This is a genomic window from Flavobacterium anhuiense, assembly GCF_004151235.1.
Taxonomy (GTDB): Bacteria; Bacteroidota; Bacteroidia; order Flavobacteriales; family Flavobacteriaceae; genus Flavobacterium; species Flavobacterium anhuiense_A.
This window is the reverse complement of sequence record NZ_JUIV01000003.1, coordinates 71,467-89,158: the sequence shown is the minus strand read 5'-3', so window position 1 is coordinate 89,158 and position 17,692 is coordinate 71,467. Positions and strand designations below refer to the sequence as shown.

The following is a 17,692-nucleotide window of genomic DNA, read 5'->3' as shown; positions in this document are numbered from 1 at the left end:
AAAATAAAAATATTTGATTATGATTTTATTGAAATCGAACAATTTTATAGCTACAAATTTATAAATTTTACAGCCAATGTTTCTGATTGTTGCCAAATATTTAATTCCGAAAGGTTATCGAGGAATGGCTGTATTTCCGTTTGTTTTGGTAAAATATGATTTTGATAAAGCAAATGGAGTTTTTGTTAATCATGAAAAAATACATTTACGTCAGCAATTAGAAATGTTAATTCTTCCATTCTTTATTTGGTATGTTTTTGAGTTTTTAATTCGGTTAATTCAATACAAAAACAAAGATTTAGCCTATCGAAATATTAGTTTTGAAAGAGAAGCTTATGCAAAAGAAACCGATTTGAATTATCTTAAAAACCGATCATTTTTTCAGTTTCTGAATTATATCAAATTAAAATGAATCCAGTTTTCAATCAATCCATAAATATTCAATTTCCGAATGATATTTCGTTGACAATAAAGCGTGAAGATTTAATTCATCCGTTTGTTTCAGGAAATAAATTCCGAAAATTAAAATACAATTTACTTCAAGCTAAAGCTGAAAATAAAGACACTTTATTGACTTTCGGAGGAGCATTTTCCAATCATATTGCGGCGGTAGCTTATGCAGGAAAAGAGCAAGGTTTTAGAACTATCGGAATCATTCGCGGAGACGAACTTTTCGACAAAATAGAAGAAAATCCAACGCTTAAATTTGCTCAGCAAAACGGAATGCAATTTGAGTTTGTTTCGAGAGAAGAGTATCGATTAAAAAGCGAAGCATCTTTTATTGAGAAAATGAAAGACAAGTTTGGTGATTTTTATTTAGTTCCAGAAGGCGGTACAAATGAACTCGCTGTAAAAGGTTGTGAAGAGATTTTAACAGAAGAAGATTCGGTTTTTAATTACGTTTGTTGTGCAGTGGGAACAGGCGGTACAATTTCGGGATTAATTAATAATTCGCTGCCAAATCAGAAAATTTTGGGGTTTCCAGCGTTAAAAGGTGACTTTTTAAACGATGAAATTCGTATTTTTGCAAAAAAAGATAACTGGAATTTAATTTCTGACTATCATTTTGGAGGTTATGGCAAGATAAATTTAGAATTAATTGAATTTGTTAATGCTTTTTTTGAAAAGACAAAAGTGCCTTTAGATCCAATTTATACAGGAAAGATGGTTTTTGGCGTTATAGATTTAATCGGCAAAAATTATTTTCCTGCACATTCAAAAATTTTACTCATTCACACTGGCGGATTGCAGGGAATTGACGGAATGAATATAAAGTTGAAGCAGAAGAAATTACCAATACTCAAAACCAATGATTAAAAAAATTGTATTACTTCTCGTAATATTAGCTTTAGCAAGCTGCTCTTCTAGTAAGCCTGCCATCGCGACGACTAAAAAAGCGGCAGCGGTTCAATCTCGAACGGCGGCGACAAAAAGAAGTACTCCTGTTAAACCAATCGGTAAAAATTACCCTTCTACAAATAATACCACTGAAGTTATCCAATCTACTTCCAAAACAGTTGTTACCAGCGATTTAATCAATAATTATGTTTTGCAGTATAAAGATATTGCAATGGGAAACATGAAAACTTACGGAATTCCTGCAAGTATTATTCTGGCGCAAGGAATTTTAGAATCTGGTGCAGGCAGAGGAGATTTAGCCGTAGATGCTAATAATCATTTTGGCATAAAATGTCATAATGATTGGTTGGGAGAAAGTGTTCGCCACGACGATGATTCGGCTCAGGAATGTTTTAGAAAATATCCTCAAGCATCAGAATCGTATAGAGATCATGCTTTATTTTTGGTTGGGAAAAAACGATATGCTACCTTATTTACTTACGAAAAAGACGACTATAAAGCGTGGGCAAAAGGATTAAGAGCAGCAGGATATGCAACAGATCCGAAATATCCGGATAAATTGATCAGTTATATTGAAAGATACAATCTACATCAATATGATTGTCAGGTTACAGGAAGAAGCTATGTTCCGATTAATACTTCGGCTCCACCAAAAAAATCATCTTATGATGTCGCTTCTGATCCAAAGATCAATATGAATCAATACGATCCGAATACGTATGAGGTTCAAAAAGGAGATACGCTATATTCAATTTCAAAGAAATTCAATCTATTGGTTGAAGATTTAAAAAGAAAAAATAATCTGACTGATAATGCAATTTCGATCGGACAGAGGTTGAAAGTGAAATAAGTTTTCAGTCGCAGTCTCTCCCGATAGCTATCGGGATCAGTTTTGAAAATCAATCTAAAATTCAAAATAAGTTTTCAGTTTTAATCTAAAATCTGAATTCTAAAATCTAAAATAAAAAATGTTATATAAAAGAAGTAGTCAGCTTTTTGCTGAAGCAGAAAAAGTAATTCCGGGAGGAGTAAATTCACCAGTAAGAGCGTTTAAAGCGGTTGGCGGAACTCCGATTTTTGTAAAAAGTGCTAAAGGTGCTTATTTATATGATGAAGACGGAAACAAATTAATAGATTACATCAACTCTTGGGGACCAATGGTTTTAGGTCATGCGTATCAGCCAGTTGTTGATGCTGTTATTGAAAAAGCTAAACTTGGAACTTCATTTGGAATGCCAACAGAATTGGAAACTGAAATTGCTGCTTTAGCTGTTTCTATGGTTCCAAATATTGACAAAATACGTTTTGTAAATTCTGGAACAGAAGCTTGTATGAGTGCGATTCGTTTGGCTCGCGGATTTACAAAAAGAGATAAAATCATTAAGTTTGCAGGCTGTTACCACGGACATTCAGATTCATTTTTGATTCAAGCGGGAAGTGGAGCTGTAACTTTTGGTTCACCAAATAGTCCTGGTGTTACAGAAGGAACCGCTAAAGATACTTTATTAGCAAAATACAATGATTTAGAAAATGTAAAAACATTGGTTGAAGCTAATAAAGGAGAAATTGCTGCGATTATTATCGAAGCAGTTGCTGGAAATATGGGATGTATTCCACCGGCAAAAGGATTCTTGCAAGGTTTAAGAGATTTGTGTACAGCAAACGGAATCTTATTGATTTTTGATGAGGTTATGACAGGCTTCCGTTTGGCGCGCGGAGGAGTTCAAGAGTTGTACGGAATTGATGCTGATATCGTGACTTTCGGGAAAGTTATTGGTGGCGGACTTCCTGTTGGAGCTTTCGCGGCTCGTGAAGAAATCATGAATCATTTAGCGCCTCTAGGGCCAGTTTATCAGGCAGGAACATTGTCTGGAAATCCGTTGGCAATGGCAGCAGGATATGCGATGTTGAAAGCTCTTGATAATGATAGAGAAATTTTTACACGTTTAGAAGAAAAAACAGCTTATTTAGAGGCTGGAATCGATAGGGTTTTAAAAGCAAACAACGTTGTATTTACAATCAATAGAGTAGGTTCTATGATTTCTGTTCACTTTGATGCAGATCCGGTTACAGATTTCCAAACGGCTGCAAAAGGAGATAATGAAACGTTTAAGAAATTCTTCCACGGATTATTGCAAGAAGGTGTCTACATCGCGCCATCGGCATACGAAACGTGGTTTATTACAGATGCATTGACTTACGAAGATTTAGATTTTACAATCAATGCGATTGATAAAGTATCTAAAACATTTTAATAAAAAAGGAGGCTTTAAGCCTCCTTTTCTTTTTTAGAACCAAGATTATTTTTTGTCTTTTCTGTGTTCTTTCATTTTGTCTTTATGCTCTTTCTGAATCGCAGTCCATTTTTTGTATTGGTCAGCATTCAAAATAGATTTCATTTTGGCATCATAAGCTTTATGATCTTCTTCCATTTGTTTTTTCATGGCTTTTTTCTCGGCTTCTGTTGGTTGCGAAGTAGAATCTTTTCTGCTTTTTTTAAGCATTGCCATTTTTGTGCTTCTGTCAGATAAAAGTTCGCTCACTTGTTTTTGCTGATCTGCATTTAAGTTCAGGTCAGTTGTCAATTTTTGCAAATGTGCCTGATCGCGTTCTTGAGGTGTTTTAAAATCACCTTTTCTATGATGTCCTTTGTGTTCTTTCTTTAAAGCTGTCCATTTTGTATACTGATCAGCATTTAAGATAGATTTCATTTTAGCATCATTATCTGCTTTTTCTGCATCCATTTGTTTTTTGAAAGCTGCTTTTTCTTCAGCTGTTGGAGGTGTTTTGCTATCTTTTCGGCTTTGTCTGAACTTTTCAGCTTTAGCACTTTTTTCTGCGATAAGCTGTTTTACCTGCTCTTGCTGTTTTTTATCTAAACTCAAATCAGAAGTTAGTTTTTGTAAATACTTTTCGTTACGCTGTTCTGGAGTTAATTTTTCTCGTTGATCGCGTGTCGGTTTCTGATTGATGTCCTGTGCAAAACTTACTATTCCAACAAATAATAAAGCTGCAATAAATAATTTTTTCATAATTTGTCTTATAAAAGGTTTATAGCAATTAGACTTCATCTGAATTATTAAGTTTAATGCTATTTTGAGGTTTATCTTTTATTTAACAGAAACTATTAAGGAAAGTTTAAAGAATGTCTAGAAACAAAAAAGAGGCTTTTAGGCCTCTTTAATTTAGTTTTTATCTTTTCTGTATTCTTTCATTTTTTCTCTCGCTTTGTCTTTGTTTTCTTCTTGAATGGTTTTCCATTTTGTGTATTGGTCAGCATTCAAAATCGATTTCATTTTAGCATCGTTTGCATCTTTTTCAGCCATCATTTCCTTTTTAAAAGCTTCTCTTTCTGCAGCAGTTGGTTTTGTACCGCTTTCTTTTTGCTCTTGACGCGCATCTCTTAGTTTTTCAGCTTTGGCGCTTCGGTCTGCTAAAAGCTGTTTCACCTGAGCTTGCTGACTAGCATCAAGATTTAACTCTGTTGTCAATTTTTGCAATTGCTTTTCATTGCGCTGTTCAGGCGTTAGTCTTTCTTTTTTTTCTTGTGCAAAACTTGCTATTCCAACAAATAACAAAGCTGCAATTAATAATTTTTTCATGTTTTAAGTTTTTTTAATTGTTTATAAGGAATTAGACTTTTTTGAATAAAACAGGTTTAATTGAATTTTTAAAAATTATATTTTTTTTAACAAATTGACAAGTAGTTGATTAGCGATTTAGTTAAGTGCTCATTGAAAATAATTTCTTATTTTTAATGAATCAAGAAATTTGAAATGAATTAATTCTCAAAACCATGAATAAAATCGCCTTTTTCTCAACTCAGCCTTACGATAAAACGTTTTTCAATAAATACAATGAAGATTTTGGTTTTCAGTTGGACTTTTTTGAAACGCAATTGAATCCGCAAACTGTAGCCTTAATTGAGGAATGTGAGATTGTTTGTGTTTTTGTAAATGATATTGTAAACGAAACGGTTATCAATCAATTAGCAGAAAAAAAAGTAAAAATTATTGCTTTACGTTGTGCCGGATTTAACAATGTTGATTTAGAAACAGCTAAAAAACATGGAATAAAAGTCTGCCGTGTTCCAGCTTATTCTCCGCAAGCAGTTGCCGAACATGCTATGGCGATGATTTTGACTTTAAACAGAAAAACACATAAAGCTTACAATAGAGTTCGTGAGCAGAATTTTTCTTTAAACGGATTATTAGGTTTTGATTTATTTGGAAAAACAATCGGGATTATTGGAACTGGAAATATCGGAAAGGCATTTTCTAAAATAGCATTAGGTTTTGGCTGTAAAGTTTTGGCTTACGATATTGTTGAAAACGAAGAGATGAAAAAGGATGGGGTTTCTTTTGTTGGCTTGGAAGAGATCTTCAAATCGAGTGATATTATTTCGCTTCATTGTCCATTAAATGAGCAGACGAAACATGTCATCAATACAACTTCTATTTCGTTTATGAAAGACAGCGTGATGATTATTAATACAAGTCGTGGCGGATTGATTGAAACTTCTAGTGTAATTGAAGGTTTAAAAGAAGGAAAAATAGGTTATTTAGGAATTGACGTTTACGAACAGGAGGAAAAACTGTTCTTTAGAGATCTTTCTGCAGACATTATTCAAGATGATGCGATTCAGCGTTTAATGAGTTTTCCAAATGTTTTGGTAACGGCACATCAGGCGTTTTTTACCAATGAGGCTTTAACACAGATTGCTTTGGTGACTTTCAATAATATAAAATCGTTGTTGGCGCAGAATGACATTGAAAATAAAGCCGCTTTGCTGGTGTAAATTATAACGAATTTAAAATTTCAGATTATGAAAAATAAGATTTTAATTCTAGTTAGCATTTTGACATTAAGTTCTTGCCAGAATAAAGACAATTCAAAAAATATTGTAAAAACAGTTGTTCAAGATACATTGTCTAAAACACTTGGAGGAACAGCCAATTTGAGTGAAGCTACTCCAAAAGAGGACAAGGCAATAGACCTAATACGCAAGCAATTGTTGGTTTTATTAAAGAATGATATTCCTGCATTGACAAAAGACGATCGTTATTTTTATTATGATGCTTTCGACTTAAATAATGATAAGAAAAATGAATATTTGGTTGGCTTCTCAAATTCTTATTTCTGCGGAAGCGGAGGCTGTTCGGGCTATATTTTGAAGAATGACGGAAGTGTAATCAATCGTTTCACCGTAACCGATTTTCCAATTTATGTAACTACTTCAGCAACTGAAAAATTTTATGATCTTATATTTGAAAGTGGGGGAAAATTTCATCTTTTAAAAATGAAAGGCGGAAAATATCCGTCTAATCCATCTGTTCAAGAAGTTATAAAAGGGGATGTTCCAAAAGAAAGCACTAAGGTTTTGGATATTCAAGGAGGAAAATTGGAGAAGTATGCGTTTTGATCAAATTATAAAATTTAGCTTTTATTTGACGCCAAAAGCTTAAATAAAGCATATATTTGCATAATATTTACAAATTAACCCCTTAAGTGATGTTGTTAAACTTTAGAGTGTCAAATTTTCGATCAATTAATGAAATGGTTGAGTTGTCTATGATTCCTAGTGATTTGAAAAATCCAATCAATGTAATCAAAAATGTAAATCCTCATGCCACTAAAAATAAAGAGTATTACGCCTTAACGTCTGCAGCTATTTATGGACCAAATGCAAGTGGAAAAAGTAATATAATTAAAGCTTTATTTGATTTTAAGACTTTCGTGCAAAATTCAACAGATAATAAACCAAATGAATTTATAGAGCTGTTCAACCCATTCAAAATGAGTGCTGAATGTTTAAAACAACCGTCTTTTTTTTCAATTGATTTATTAATTGAAAATACTTTGTATATTTATTCTGTAGAGGTTTTTAGAAAAGAAGTTCTAAAAGAATCACTTTTTAGTTTCCCAAAAGGGTTAAAAGTTAAAGTGTTTGAAAGGAATCGGCAAGAAATTACAAAAGGTAATGGGTATGAAGGAATCTTTGAAAGTATAAAGCAACGTACAAATGAAAATCAATTATTTTTAGGAAAGGCGGCATTAGAGAATATTGAGGTTGCAAAAGAAGTTTATCAAAATTTTAGAAAGATATATATTTTGCCAACGGACAAGTTGCACTCTGATCGATTTAATGAAGTTTTCAGTAGAATTATGTTTGATGATGCAGATGCTTGGGGAGGGATTTTAAACTTATCCAAATCGTTGATTCAGAAAATCGATACGCAAGTTGTAGATCTTGAAGAAAGAGACGGGAGAATTAAAACTTTCCATTTAAATAGTAAAATGGAAAAAATTGAATTTAATTTTGAAGATGAATCTTCTGGTACACAGCGATTTATTGCTTTTGTGCCGTTAATACTAAACGCTTTAATTGATGGACATGTTTTAATAGTTGATGAATTTGAAAGGAGTTTACACCCAGAAATTGCTCAATATATTTTAGGCTTATTCAATGATCCAGAAGTTAATAAAAATGAAGCTCAATTTATATTTGCAACTCATGATACAACTCTTTTGAGTCCTGAAAATAATTTACGAAGAGATCAAATTAATTTAGTGGAGAAAAATTCAAAAGGGGAAACGGAATTATATACTGTTTCGGATATTAAAGGAATTAGAGGAGACGGGAATTTTGAGAAATGGTATATTGAAGGTCGATTTGGAGCGGTTCCAAATATTTCAAAGGAAACTTTTAGACATGAATTAATTGATTTTATAAATTCTAATAATGACTAAAAGGCCTAAAAATAAATTTAAGGAACGAGAATTAAAATCGAAGGTTCTCATTCTTTGTGAGGGATTGACTGAGAAAAACTATTTTAATGCTTTAAAAGAAGATTTAGGATTGCCTAAAACTATTGCTGTAAATGTTTTTCAAAGTAACAAAGTAGATTGTAAAGGTGTTGTAGAAGAAGCAATAAAAAAAGCAAAAAAAGAAGGCTTTGAAGAAATATTTGTCGTTTTTGATCATGACAATCAGGCTAAAAGAGATGAAGCTTTTAAATTAGCTAAAACGAAAAATATAACTGTAATTTTTTCAAGTATCTGCTTTGAGGGTTGGTATTTATTGCATTATAAAAATTCAACAAAAGCTTTTACTTCAGAAGCAGAGTTGGAAAAAGAATTGAAGAAATGTGCTGGAATGGAGAATTACGAGAAAAATAATTTCAAGCATTATTCAATTTTAAAAGATAAAATAACTACAGCCAAATCTAATGCTGAAAAAAGTAGAATAACTGTTGTTCAAAATAATGAAGGCACAGATGTGTTTGATTTAAATCCCTTTACTAATGTAGATGAATTAGTTATTTATTTAGAAAATCAGAAACAATAAAAAAGGAGCTTTTAAAGCTCCTTTTAATTTATATATTGTTTTAAAGGAATTTACCCAACCAACTCCACAAACTTAAACTCACCATCCACAACAACTTTAGTTAAACCGTGTTTAGATAAGTTTTTCATAGAAGCATCCCATTTTTTACCGCTTAAGTTAGCTGTAATTTTTAGTTGCGTCAAATCCATTCTATTTTCATTTTTTGTAAGCAAGTCAATGATGAATTTTTCTTCGTCAGAAAGTTCGATCTGAGCTTGTTTTTTCTCAGGACGCATTTGCGGGAACAATAAAACTTCCTGAATAGAAGCATTATTAGTTAAATACATAATCAAACGATCCATTCCGATTCCCATTCCAGAAGTTGGAGGCATACCATACTCAAGCGCTCTTAAGAAATCTTCATCGATAATTCCGTTTGCTTCATCATCACCTTTTTCAGAAAGACGCATTTGATCTTCAAAACGCTCTCTTTGGTCAATTGGATCATTTAATTCAGAATATGCATTTGCAATTTCTTTACCGCAAACCATTAATTCAAAACGCTCAGTCAAATCAGGATTATCGCGGTGCTCTTTACAAAGCGGAGACATTTCTTTTGGATAATCTGTAATGAAAGTTGGCTGAATATAATTTCCTTCACATTTTGCTCCAAAAATCTCATCGATCAATTTTCCTTTACCCATTGTTTCGTCAACCTCGATTCCCATTCCTCTTGCAGCTTCAAACAATTCTTGCTCTGTTTTTCCAGAAATATCAAAACCGGTAAAATGTTTGATAGAATCTGTCATCGTAACACGTGCATAAGGCGCTTTAAAGTTAATTTTGTGCTCACCAAAAGTAACTTCGCTAGTCCCGTTAACGGCAATTGCACAATGCTCTAATAATCCCTCTGCAAAATCCATCATCCAGTTGTAGTCTTTGTAAGCTACATATATTTCCATTGCAGTAAATTCAGGATTATGCGTTCTATCCATTCCTTCGTTACGGAAGTTTCTAGAGAACTCATAAACACCTTCAAATCCACCAACAATTAATCTTTTTAAGTATAACTCATTCGCAATACGCATGTAAAGCGGAATATCAAGTGAGTTATGGTGCGTAATAAATGGTCTTGCCGAAGCTCCACCAGGAATTGACTGTAAAACCGGAGTATCTACTTCAAGATATCCTGCATTGTTAAAATACTCTCTCATTGCAGTGAACAATTTAGTTCTCTTAAGGAAAGTTTCTTTAACTTGCGGATTTACAGTTAAATCTACATAACGCATTCTGTAACGTAATTCAGCGTCGTTGAAAGCATCGTGCACTTTTCCGTCTTCGTCAATTTTGGGTAAAGGCAACGGACGTAATGTTTTGCTTAAGAAAGTAAAACCAGTTACACGAATACATTTTGCACCCACTTGTGTAGTAAACAATTCACCTTCAATACCAATAAAATCTCCTAAGTCGGTTAATTTTTTGAATACTTGGTTGTATAAAGTTTTATCGTCACCTTCGCACAAAACATCGCGATTCACGTACAATTGAATACGACCTTCGCTGTCTTGTAATTCAGCAAAACAAGCTTTACCTTGATCACGAACACTCATCAAACGTCCCGCAACGATAACCTTCTTACCTTCCTCAAAAGTTTCCTTTATCTGCTTCGAAGTATGATTTACAGGAAAAAGATTAGCTGGATAAGGATTGATTCCCAGATTGCGTAAGTTTTGAAGTTTTTCTCTTCTGATGATTTCTTGTTCTGATAATGCCATTTTTTGTGCTATTTTTTTAAGTGTGCAAAGATAAAGAAAAGAATGCAGATTTTAGAATGCAGATTTTAGATTTTTTGTGACATCAATTTGTTGGGTTTCAATCGACTTTAGTTGACATTGATAGCTGTTAGGGTAGATTGATTTTGGCCAATGTAAAATATCTTCTTATTGTACTGGCTAATTTGCAAGAAAGCAGTGAAGATTTGGATTTAAAGTAGAGTTGGAACAATAATTTGGAGGTTTTCAATAAAATGCATTTTTAAAAATACTCTTTGTATCTTTGATAAAAATATACCTGCGATGAAATTATATAAATTACTGAGTTTTTCTTTTTTGATAGCGACATTAACAAGCTGTACTTTTACTGAAAACATTTATATTAATGATAACGGAACTGGAAAATTTTCTGTCGATATGGATGGTTCTGCCTTAATGGAAATGGCTGGCGATCAGATTGCAGGTCAAATGGGAGATGCTAAAAAAGATTTAGATACTACTTTTACTTTCAAAAAGATGTTTGAAGAAAAAAAAGACAGTATTGCCAAGTTATCTCCAGAAACTCAGAAAGAACTAAAAAAGCTTGAGAATTTTGTTGTTTCAACAAAAATGAGTTCTGAAAAAAAACAGTTTTTAATGACATTAGGAACAGATTTTAAAAATGTCAACGAACTTCAGGATGTTTTACAGACTTTAAGTACGTTTCAGAAATTAGAAGGAGGGGCAAATGCTAGTCCGCTTGGAAATAGTTTTGGAGACAACGGCAGTAAATTAAGCTATACTTACGATGGAAAGAAATTTGCAAGAAAAGCAATAATCGATCAGCAAAAACTGCAGGCTGTAAAGGCAAAAGATTCGGCTGGAGATATGACCAAAATGATGTTTGCTTCGTCTAGTTATATTGTAAAGTATCATTTCCCGAAAAAAATTAAGAAAGTTTCTAATCCAAGTGCTTTGTTTAGCGACGATCGAAAATCAATTACAATTCAATACTCTTTTACGGATTATATGGAGAATCCTGACAAACTGAACTTTGATGTTGAGTTTGAAAAATAATTAAAATGAATAAAAAAATCCAACTTCAGGATCTGGGCAATAGAGATTATAAATCGACTTGGGAATATCAGGAAGAAATCTTTAAAGATATTGTCGATTTAAAAATCAAGAACAGAAGAGAAGAATTAGATCTGCCAACGCCAAATTATTTGCTTTTTGTTGAGCATCCGCATGTTTATACTTTAGGAAAAAGCGGTGATCTCGAAAACTTATTATTAAACGAAAAGCAGCTCGAGGCGAAAGGAGCGACATTCTATAAAATTAATCGTGGCGGTGATATTACCTATCATGGACCAGGGCAAATTGTAGGTTATCCAATTTTAGATTTAGAAAATTTCTTTACCGATATTCATAAATACCTTCGTTTGCTAGAAGAATCTATTATTCTGACTTTAGCAGAATACGGTTTAGAATCGGGTAGAAGCGAAGGGGAAACGGGAGTTTGGCTGGGTGTAGGAACTCCGTTTGCACGCAAAATATGTGCTATGGGAGTTCGTGCTTCACGCTGGGTAACCATGCACGGATTTGCTTTAAACGTAAATGTCGATTTAGGTTATTTTGATAATATTATTCCATGCGGTATTCGCGGGAAAGGTGTTACTTCTTTAAACGTAGAACTTGGCGTAGAAAAAGTAGACGAAGAAGAAGTAAAATCTAAAATCATTAAGCATTTTACTGAGCTGTTTGAGGCCGAATTTGTTTAAAAAGAATTGCTGTAAAAATTAACCCGTTTCAAGTACTGATTTGAAACGGGTTTTTTATTTGAATGGTAAATGTATTTTTTCTAAGATAATTATTTTGTTCTTGAGTGAGGAAACAAGACTGTTTTTTTTAATATAAAGCGTTTTTTTCTTAAATTTATATTCAAAAAACAGAAAAATCATTTCTCAAAAGTTAAGATTTTGAAGGGATGACAAATTCTAAACTACTTGTAATTCTCTTAGCTATTTATGCTAAATTTGGTTTTATACTATTAAATTAAAATTTCATTTTATTTCCGATTGCTTATGAGAAAAATCTACTTATTCTGTTTCCTTTTTGCGCTTAACGGTCTTTTTGCCCAAAAGAAAGATAAATTATATCCAGTTGCAGTTTATGAAAAAGTGTGGCAGGAAAAAAACAGCGATACCAGATTAAAGATGATTAAATCAATCTGGTTAGAAGACAGTACTTTTGAAGATCCTTCGGCTTCAATAAAAGGAATTGCGGCATTTAATAATGTTATCAACGAATTTTACAAGAAAAATCCAGATGCGGTATTGACTTCGGGATCCAAAATTGTAAAAGACAATTATGTAACTTGGGAATGGAAAGTTCTAGACTCCAAAAATAATCTTATACTAGCTGGACGTGATTTTGCTCGTTTAAATGGTAAAGGACAAGTAAGTAAAATTATTGGTTTCTGGGACAAAGGTGCGACTTTGTCTGAAGCAGATATTTTGAAAAACCTTGAAACAGATAATTTAAAAGTTGCGGTAAAATATTACGAAAGCTTTTTTAAAACAAGAGATTTTGATGCTTTGGCTGCTGTAGTTGCAGATGGCGCAATTTACAATCAAGCTAATGGTTTACCTTACGGAGGAACTTATGTAGGTTTTAGCGAATGGACAAAAATGTTTACAAAATCAACAGAGTTTTTTGATCTTCAGATAGAAAAAGAACCAACTTATTTTAGTGATGCTTCTAAAAATGAAGTAATCATTTATTTTACAATAAGCTGTAAATCTAAAAAATCAGGTAAAACAATGTCAGTTCCAATTTCAGAGCATTTAGATTTGAAAGATGGAAAAATTACTGCTGTTAAATCTTTTTACTATGACACAAAAACATTTGCTGAGTTTTTAAAGAGCAAAAAGTAATTAAAAACGACCTAGATAATAGGTCGTTTTTTTTATTAAAATAAATCGAGTTCTAATTGCTCAGGCAAGAGCCTAAAACTCATTCTATGATATTTTGTGGTTCCAAATTCTTTGATGGCTTCACGATGCTCTTTGGTTGGATATCCTTTATTTTGTTTCCAATTATACATTGGAAATTCTTCATGGATTTGATCCATATATTCGTCACGATACGTTTTTGCTAAAACAGATGCCGCTGCAATACTCAGATATTTTCCATCACCTTTTATAATGCTTTGATTAGGAATCGATTTTAAAAGCGCAATTTCATCTTGAGTAAACTGTTTTCCGAACGTATTTTTTAGACCAAGTTTAGCATTTAAAGAACGGTTTCCGTCAACAATAATATATTCTGGAACATGTTTAAGTTTTAAGATACATTCCTGCATTCCTTTCATTGAGGCATTTAGAATGTTTATTTCATCAATTTCATCTGGAAACAAATGCGTAACGGCAAAGCAAACTGCCTGTTCTTCGATAATTGGTCTTAAAAGCGCTCTCGTTTTTTCAGATAATTGTTTACTATCATTCAGAATTTTATTCTCAAAATGTTCGGGTAAAATAATAGCTGCTGCAGTAACTGGACCAGCCAAACATCCTCTGCCGGCTTCATCAGTTCCAGTTTCTAAAACAAATCCTGAGAAATTTTTTTCGAGCATTTTTTAGGTTTTAAATAACAAATAAGATGAAATTTTCAGCAAAAATATTCGTTTTCGTACTGTCAGCCAAGGCAATTGTATAAAATGAAGTGTTTTTTTATTTATTTGTTTTTATAATTTACCTTTGCTTAGCAAATTTTGACAAAATAAATTTATACAAAGCCATCAATGAGAATATTCATTTTTCTATATCTATTAGTTGTTCCAACTTTATTGTTTTCGCAAGGGAAAAAACCTGCTTCTAAAAGTAATTTAGATATGAATACGGAATATTCAAGTATAACGGATACCGTAAAAAAGAAAAAACAAAAAATAGCGACAATAGATCAATATAAAATTGTGACATTAGAACATGATACCATTTATGCAGATACTTCACTGACGATTAAAAGTGCTTACAGACAGAACCATTTAAGAAAAGATCTTTTTGGACTTCAGGAGTTTTCTAATATTGGCCAGCCATTAAATACGTTGCAATATAGTTTGACGAGCTTTTCTCCTTATCCAGAAATTGGTTTTAACGGGAAGCATTCTCTATATATGCAGGCAGATCAAATTAGATATTATTCTGTTGCAACTCCCTTAACAGAGTTGTTCTTTAATACTACTATAAAAAAAGGACAAAATGTAGATTCTTTCATCACATTAAATGCTTCTAAAAATCTTAATTTCTCTATAGCTTATAAAGGATTAAGATCTGAGGGAGATTATAATAATCAATTGGTTAGTGCTGGAAATTTAAGAATTACAACCAGTTATGCTACAACCAATAAGCGTTACGCAATAAACGCGCATTTTACAAATCAGGATATATTGAATGAGGAAAATGGAGGTATTACAAACGATGCTGATTTTGAAAGTGATAATAAAGATTATAAAAATCGACAAAGATTGCAGGTATATTTAACTGACGCAGAGTCATTTTTAAAAGGAAGAAGATTGTTTTTTGACCATGCCTTTAGAGTAAATCAAAATGATGCAAGCAATAACCTATATATAACACATCAATTTAACTATGAATATAAAGATTATGAATATAAACAGCCAACTGTAATTTCAACAATAACAGCTAACGATGGATCAACTACGCGAATACAGCGATTTGGCGACTCGTACGCAGCAAGCAATATTAACGATCAGACTAAATACGAAAGATTGTATAATAAAGTAGGAGCGGCTTATGAGAATTCTCTTTTAGGTAAGTTTATATTTTTTTTAGACGATTATAGATCCAATTATAAATACAACAGAATTATTGTTAATGCTGACGGAAGTGCGGTTCCAGATAATTTGTTTTTGCAGTTTAATAATTTCGGTGCTCAATACGAGTATCAGAAAAACAAATGGAATGGTAGATTTTTGTATTCAAGATCAATTACCAATCAGTCGCTTTCAGATTTAGACGCTAAGCTGCGATACAATATGAGTGAAAAAATCAAATTTGATTTCAGATATCGCAACATTAATAAATTGCCGAACAATAATTATAATTTGTACCAAAGTAGCTGGATTTCGTACAATTGGTCTAATAATTTTAAAAACGAAAAAATCAATTCGTTAAGTGCAGAGATTACAACTCCATGGTTAACAGGACAAGTTCAATATACAGTTCTAAAAGATCATTTATATTTTACTGATATGGCTACAGACGCAGAAAAAGCGGCAAGTGAGCAGATTGTGAAACCAATGCAATACGGAAATGTAATTAATTATTTAGAGATAAAAGCAAGCCGAGAATTTAAATTTGGACCTTTTGCATTAGATAATACACTTTTATATCAGAAAGTAGATCAGTCAGATTTAATTTTGAATGTGCCTGATTTTGTGACTAGAAACACATTCTATTACTCAAATCATTTATTTAAAAAAGCATTGTTTATGCAAACAGGGCTTGTATTTAATTATATGACGAAATACTATGGAGATGATTATAATCCTGTTATTGCAGAATTTTTTGTACAGCAGGATAAAAAAACCGGAGGTTTTGCAACATTCGATTTCTTTGTAAATGCCAGAATACGCCAGACCCGTTTTTATTTAAAAGCGGAACATTTTAATGCTTTATTTACACAAAGCAACTATTATGCGGCGCCACATAATCCGTATCGTGATTTTGTGCTTCGTTTTGGTCTGGTTTGGAATTTCTTCCAATAAAAACTGGCTTTATTTTTTATTTAGAACCACTTAATAAAACTTAAATAAAAATGGACTTTTCAAATAACATTTTAGAAACAATTGGTAACACACCATTAGTAAAACTCAACAAAATTGTTGCTGAAATTGATGCGTTAGTATTGGCAAAAGTCGAAACCTTTAATCCTGGTAATTCTGTAAAAGACAGAATGGCTGTAAAAATGATTGAAGATGCTGAGGCAGATGGCCGACTAAAACCAGGAGGAACTATTATTGAAGGAACTTCTGGAAATACGGGAATGGGACTTGCACTTGTTGCAATCGTAAAAGGATACAAATTAATTTGTGTGATCTCAGACAAACAGTCTAAAGAAAAAATGGATATTCTTCGTGCTGTTGGAGCAAAAGTTGTTGTTTGCCCGACAGATGTTGAACCTACAGATCCACGCTCTTATTATTCGGTTTCAAAACGTTTAGCTGAAGAAACACCAAATTCTTGGTATGTAAATCAATACGATAATATGTCAAATTCGCTGGCACATTATGAGCAGACAGGACCTGAAATTTGGAAACAAACAGACGGAAAAATTACACATTTTGTTGTTGGAGTAGGAACGGGGGGAACGATTTCTGGAGTTGGAAAATACTTAAAAGAGCAAAATCCAAATATCAAAATCTGGGGAATTGATACTTATGGTTCTGTTTTTAAAAAATATCACGAAACGGGAATCTTCGATGAAAACGAAATTTATTCTTATATAACAGAAGGTATTGGAGAAGATATTTTGCCTAAAAATGTTGATTTTTCTCTAATTGACGGCTTTACAAAAGTAACCGATAAAGATGCTGCGGTTTATACTAGAAAGATTGCTCTTGAAGAGGGTATTTTTGTTGGAAATTCTGCAGGCGCTTGTATAAAAGGTTTATTACAGTTGAAAGAACATTTTAAGCCAGATGATGTTGTAGTAGTGCTATTTCACGATTCTGGAAGCCGATATGTAGGTAAAATGTTCAACGATGATTGGATGCGTGAGCGCGGATTCTTAGAAGAGAATGTAACAAAAGCAGAAGATGTTATCAAAGATCATATTGATAAAGAACTGATTGTAGTGCGTACTGAGGAATTAGTTTCGCATGCAATTGAGCGTATGCGTAAATATAAAATTTCGCAGATTCCGGTTGTTGACATCAACGGTTTTGTTGGTTCTGTAGACGAAACAGATTTGTTTAGAAGTTATGTTGCTGATAAAAATGTAGCCGAAAAACCAATTAAAGAAGTAATGGGTAAACCTTTTCCAATTGTAAAATTAGGAACGCCAATCGAAGAAGTTTCAAAACTTTTCAGCAAAGAAAATGATGCTGTTTTAGTTGATTTAGGAAACGGACATCACCACATTATCACTAAATATGATATTATTGGCTCAATAAAGTAAGCCTTTTATAAATAATTAATAATCCATAAACCGAGTTGTTTTTCGATAAGGTTTA

The 17,692-nt window shown here is 32.6% G+C and carries 17 protein-coding genes; 13 read left to right on the top strand and 4 right to left on the bottom strand.

Annotated features, from left to right (window positions below; translation table 11 throughout):
- The first annotated feature begins 76 nt into the window (after positions 1-76).
- The 4 genes from NU08_RS05950 to hemL all read left to right on the top strand — a co-directional run bounded on the left by NU08_RS05950 (position 77) and on the right by hemL (position 3,614).
- Positions 77-412, top strand: a complete 336-nt coding sequence (locus tag NU08_RS05950; protein ID WP_129746280.1) for a hypothetical protein — start codon at positions 77-79, stop codon at positions 410-412.
- Positions 409-1,317, top strand: coding sequence for a 1-aminocyclopropane-1-carboxylate deaminase/D-cysteine desulfhydrase (locus NU08_RS05945; protein ID WP_129746279.1), 909 nt, complete (start codon positions 409-411; stop codon positions 1,315-1,317). Before NU08_RS05950 ends, NU08_RS05945 begins: the two co-directional genes overlap by 4 nt.
- Positions 1,310-2,209: a glucosaminidase domain-containing protein gene (locus NU08_RS05940; protein ID WP_129746278.1), complete on the top strand. Its 900-nt coding sequence runs from the start codon at positions 1,310-1,312 to the stop codon at positions 2,207-2,209. The genes NU08_RS05945 and NU08_RS05940 overlap by 8 nt, the downstream gene beginning before the upstream one ends.
- Positions 2,210-2,327: 118 nt before the next feature.
- On the top strand, positions 2,328-3,614 hold the full coding sequence (gene hemL, locus NU08_RS05935; RefSeq protein ID WP_129746277.1) for a glutamate-1-semialdehyde 2,1-aminomutase: 1,287 nt from the start codon (positions 2,328-2,330) through the stop codon (positions 3,612-3,614).
- A 45-nt stretch (positions 3,615-3,659) separates the two neighbouring features.
- On the opposite strand, the gene NU08_RS22485 is transcribed toward hemL, so the two are convergent.
- Together NU08_RS22485 and NU08_RS05925 are read right to left on the bottom strand one after the other, a co-directional pair.
- The gene (locus NU08_RS22485; RefSeq protein WP_242502487.1) at positions 3,660-4,391 is read right to left on the bottom strand and encodes a hypothetical protein; all 732 of its coding nucleotides are present in this window, start codon (positions 4,389-4,391) and stop codon (positions 3,660-3,662) included.
- A gap of 153 nt (positions 4,392-4,544) precedes the next feature.
- On the bottom strand, positions 4,545-4,961 hold the full coding sequence (locus NU08_RS05925; protein WP_129746276.1) for a hypothetical protein: 417 nt from the start codon (positions 4,959-4,961) through the stop codon (positions 4,545-4,547).
- Between the two features lie 194 nt (positions 4,962-5,155).
- Between NU08_RS05925 and NU08_RS05920 the strand changes: the two genes are divergently transcribed.
- From NU08_RS05920 to NU08_RS05905, 4 genes are all read left to right on the top strand, one after another.
- On the top strand, positions 5,156-6,157 hold the full coding sequence (locus NU08_RS05920; protein ID WP_129746275.1) for a 2-hydroxyacid dehydrogenase: 1,002 nt from the start codon (positions 5,156-5,158) through the stop codon (positions 6,155-6,157).
- Between the two features lie 27 nt (positions 6,158-6,184).
- On the top strand, positions 6,185-6,781 hold the full coding sequence (locus tag NU08_RS05915) for a hypothetical protein (RefSeq protein ID WP_129746274.1): 597 nt from the start codon (positions 6,185-6,187) through the stop codon (positions 6,779-6,781).
- Between the two features lie 149 nt (positions 6,782-6,930).
- The gene (locus NU08_RS05910; RefSeq protein ID WP_242502486.1) at positions 6,931-8,109 is read left to right on the top strand and encodes an AAA family ATPase; all 1,179 of its coding nucleotides are present in this window, start codon (positions 6,931-6,933) and stop codon (positions 8,107-8,109) included.
- Complete coding sequence (locus NU08_RS05905) at positions 8,102-8,707, top strand: RloB family protein (RefSeq protein ID WP_129746272.1); 606 nt, start codon at positions 8,102-8,104, stop codon at positions 8,705-8,707. The genes NU08_RS05910 and NU08_RS05905 overlap by 8 nt, the downstream gene beginning before the upstream one ends.
- A gap of 50 nt (positions 8,708-8,757) precedes the next feature.
- On the opposite strand, the gene lysS is transcribed toward NU08_RS05905, so the two are convergent.
- Positions 8,758-10,461: a lysine--tRNA ligase gene (gene lysS / locus NU08_RS05900; RefSeq protein ID WP_129746271.1), complete on the bottom strand. Its 1,704-nt coding sequence runs from the start codon at positions 10,459-10,461 to the stop codon at positions 8,758-8,760.
- A gap of 300 nt (positions 10,462-10,761) precedes the next feature.
- Between lysS and NU08_RS05895 the strand changes: the two genes are divergently transcribed.
- From NU08_RS05895 to NU08_RS05885, 3 genes are all read left to right on the top strand, one after another.
- A complete protein-coding gene (locus NU08_RS05895; RefSeq protein WP_129746270.1) occupies positions 10,762-11,514 on the top strand; it encodes a hypothetical protein in 753 nt (250 codons plus the stop codon).
- A gap of 5 nt (positions 11,515-11,519) precedes the next feature.
- Positions 11,520-12,218, top strand: coding sequence for a lipoyl(octanoyl) transferase LipB (gene lipB / locus NU08_RS05890; protein ID WP_129746269.1), 699 nt, complete (start codon positions 11,520-11,522; stop codon positions 12,216-12,218).
- 303 nt (positions 12,219-12,521) lie between these two features.
- Complete coding sequence (locus NU08_RS05885; RefSeq protein ID WP_129746268.1) at positions 12,522-13,373, top strand: nuclear transport factor 2 family protein; 852 nt, start codon at positions 12,522-12,524, stop codon at positions 13,371-13,373.
- A gap of 35 nt (positions 13,374-13,408) precedes the next feature.
- Here the strand turns inward: NU08_RS05885 and NU08_RS05880 are convergent, their stop codons facing one another.
- Positions 13,409-14,071, bottom strand: coding sequence for a ribonuclease HII (locus tag NU08_RS05880; protein ID WP_129746267.1), 663 nt, complete (start codon positions 14,069-14,071; stop codon positions 13,409-13,411).
- Positions 14,072-14,239: 168 nt separating this feature from the next.
- Here NU08_RS05880 and NU08_RS05875 point away from each other — a divergent pair, with 168 nt between their 5' ends.
- The gene (locus NU08_RS05875; RefSeq protein WP_129746266.1) at positions 14,240-16,225 is read left to right on the top strand and encodes a putative porin; all 1,986 of its coding nucleotides are present in this window, start codon (positions 14,240-14,242) and stop codon (positions 16,223-16,225) included.
- A 50-nt stretch (positions 16,226-16,275) separates the two neighbouring features.
- Positions 16,276-17,637 (top strand): pyridoxal-phosphate dependent enzyme, encoded by a 1,362-nt coding sequence (locus NU08_RS05870; RefSeq protein ID WP_111364141.1) that lies wholly within the window; start codon positions 16,276-16,278, stop codon positions 17,635-17,637.
- Positions 17,638-17,692: the final 55 nt, after the last annotated feature.